The organism is Companilactobacillus nantensis DSM 16982 (assembly GCF_001435815.1).
GTDB lineage: Bacteria > Bacillota > Bacilli > Lactobacillales > Lactobacillaceae > Companilactobacillus > Companilactobacillus nantensis.
Window position 1 is genome coordinate 1 of sequence record NZ_AZFV01000063.1, and the last position, 2,727, is coordinate 2,727.

Annotated in this window: 5 protein-coding genes; 2 read left to right on the forward strand and 3 right to left on the reverse strand. The window is 36.4% G+C overall.

Annotated features, from left to right (window positions below; all coding sequences use genetic code 11):
• Window positions 1–138: 138 nt before the first annotated feature.
• Window positions 139–1,137, forward strand: coding sequence for a tRNA dihydrouridine synthase (locus FD31_RS13645; protein ID WP_057893314.1), 999 nt, complete (start codon window positions 139–141; stop codon window positions 1,135–1,137).
• Between the two features lie 168 nt (window positions 1,138–1,305).
• Window positions 1,306–1,602: a SemiSWEET family transporter gene (locus FD31_RS13650; RefSeq protein WP_057893315.1), complete on the forward strand. Its 297-nt coding sequence runs from the start codon at window positions 1,306–1,308 to the stop codon at window positions 1,600–1,602.
• 29 nt (window positions 1,603–1,631) lie between these two features.
• Here the strand turns inward: FD31_RS13650 and FD31_RS14200 are convergent, their stop codons facing one another.
• From FD31_RS14200 to FD31_RS13660, 3 genes are read right to left on the reverse strand one after another with little or no spacing between them, the layout of a single operon-like run.
• A complete protein-coding gene (locus tag FD31_RS14200) occupies window positions 1,632–1,802 on the reverse strand; it encodes a hypothetical protein (protein ID WP_157049175.1) in 171 nt (56 codons plus the stop codon).
• Window positions 1,803–1,804: 2 nt separating this feature from the next.
• Window positions 1,805–2,344: a DUF1700 domain-containing protein gene (locus FD31_RS13655; protein WP_057893316.1), complete on the reverse strand. Its 540-nt coding sequence runs from the start codon at window positions 2,342–2,344 to the stop codon at window positions 1,805–1,807.
• Window positions 2,337–2,654: a PadR family transcriptional regulator gene (locus FD31_RS13660; RefSeq protein WP_057893317.1), complete on the reverse strand. Its 318-nt coding sequence runs from the start codon at window positions 2,652–2,654 to the stop codon at window positions 2,337–2,339. The genes FD31_RS13655 and FD31_RS13660 overlap by 8 nt, the downstream gene beginning before the upstream one ends.
• Between the last annotated feature and the right edge of the window lie 73 nt (window positions 2,655–2,727).

Sequence of the window (2,727 nt, forward strand, 5' to 3'; positions counted from 1 at the left end):
TCGGTCCGCATAGCAGGTGTATACTATCAGCTCCGGAGACGGCCCCCAAAAACCAATTATTAGATTCCCCAACCAGAAACTAGTAGTATATAATGATATGATTAAAAACATTTTTAACAATTAAAGAGGTAATCTAGTTTGACAGAATCAACTTTTTGGCCAGAAATTGCGGCACAAGCTAAAGCAGAACATCGTCCTTTCTTCTCGATGGCTCCCATGGAGGCTGTTAGTAATACCGTTTTTCGCCAAGTAATTACACAAGCATGCCCACCAGATACTTTCTTCAGCGAATTTGTCTATGCTAAAAGTATCACTGATCCAAATACTAAATTTCCCACTCACGGTCGACTTTATGTTGATCCACGTGAAAAAAAATATCCAGTTGTTCAACTTTGGGGCAATCTTGCTGAAGATTTTGAATCAGCCGCTGTATCATTAAAAGAGCAAGGTTTCGAAGCCATTGATATCAATATGGGTTGTCCTGATGGAACAGTTATTAAAAATCACGGTGGTAGTGACTTAATTCGCAATCATCAATGGGCTCAAGATGTTATCGCTGCTGCTAAAACCTCTGGTCTCGCGGTCAGTGCCAAGACACGTCTAGGTTACAGTAAAGTTGACGAGTTCAAAGATTGGATTCCTTTCCTATTAGAACAACACGTTGATGTTTTAACGATTCATTTACGGACAAAGATGGAAATGAGTAAGGTTCCAGCCCACCTAGAAGTTATAGACGATATTATCAAAATGCGTGATGAAATTGCCCCTGAAACTTTGATTCAAATCAATGGCGATATTCCTGACTATCAAACAGGTTTAAAATTAGCTCAAGCACATCCCGGATTAGATGGTATCATGATTGGTCGCGGTGTCTTTGCCAACCCATTTGCTTTTGAAAAAGAACCTAAAACTCATTCACTTGATGAATTGCTTGATCTACTACAAATGCAATTGAATCTTTTCGATGACTTTTCAAAACTTTATGATATGCCAAGATTCCCCTCACTCAAACGTTTCTTTAAGATTTACGCACGTCCTGAACTTGGAGCAACTGATTTGAGAAATGCAATGATGGATACTAAGTCAACTGATGATGTCCGAAAAGTTCTAGCTGAAAAAGATAAATACCTAAATTAAAATACGACCTGCAAAATCAAATTTGGATTTTGCAGGTCGTATTTGTTTCTGTGAAACAGTGTCTCGATTGACAGTCAACTATGTCTGATTTAACGTGGAAACATAGCATTTTTTCATGTAAACAACTTTTTCGTCCAAAGAAACTGATGACGCTAAAAGCTGAGCAAGATGAAAGGAAGTTATTATTTGCGGAAAGTTAGTTCAGAAAAAGTAGAAAAAATTGGAACAGTGGCTAGTGCGATGTCAGTCTTAATGTATGTCTCATACATTCCTCAGATTATGTCTAACTTATCGGGTTCAAAAGGAAATCCGATTCAACCACTAGTTGCCTTCATTAACTGCACGATTTGGACAGCATACGGTTTACTCAAGAAGGAAAAGGACTGGCCCATTGTTTGGGCTAATATCCCGGGGATTTTTCTTGGCGCGGCCACATTTATCACCGCAATTTTTAATTTTAGTTAACCACAAGCAAGCTGATTGGGCTTGCTTTTTTAGTATCCCATATCCCATTTGATTGGCGCATACCAAGTTCCACCATGGTTAATCAATGCACTGACATCAAAATGTAAGTTACTGTATGAAACTAATGCCAATACAACCCCTGCTGCGATTAAAACTAATGCCAAAATAATAATTTTAGAATTGACCTTAAATAAATTCATTTTTAAATTCCCCTAACATTGAACTTTTTAAATAGATACTTGTTGAAACTAAATAATTTTTGACTCATACCAGCAAATAATTGTTCACTCAAAATTGCTAGACCGATAAAAACCAACGATATTCCAAACTGTAAACCTGCGGAAAGCACACCGATTTTGAATGTCACGATAAAGCTACCAACTAATGTCCAGACACCAGCAATACCAAAGCTTAAGGCAATTAACAGTACAGCGACGATCAACAGAATCGGAATTAAATATAATGCAAATAATAATGGACCCCAAACTGGTAATGAAACAATCAATAAGGCACTCTTCAATCGATCGCTCGTTTGTGGAATCTCAACATCATTATCGGAAATGATTTCAATCAAGACTTTCTTGACACCACCGACTTTTTGAACTGCTTCCTCTTCTGTTAAACCATTTTCAATCAAATCATCTAAATATTCTGAATAATAATCCAAATAATCACTGGCATTATTAACACCGAATTTTTTTAGCTGCTTTTGTAAATCCTTCAAAAATACTTGTTTATCCATCAATCTCGTCCCCTTTGATAAAACTAATAATCTTTTCAACTTGGCCCCATTCGCCAACAAATTCATCAATCTCTTGCCTACCAATATCAGTAATCTGATAATATTTCCGAACCCGATTGTTATGAATTTTACTTTTAGAAGTAATCGCCTTTTTCGTTAGTAGGCGTTTTAAAATGGGATACAACGTTGATTCTGATATTTCGATTAACGGAGCTAAGTCGTTGATAATGGCATAACCATATGATTCCTTTTCTCTGAGCTCGGCTAATACACAAATATCTAATAAACCTTTTTTTAGTTGTGTATTCATTTCTATACCTCGTTATACAAAGTATTATGTATTAGGATGTATTAATTGTCAAATCGAGTAGGAGGTAACTTTT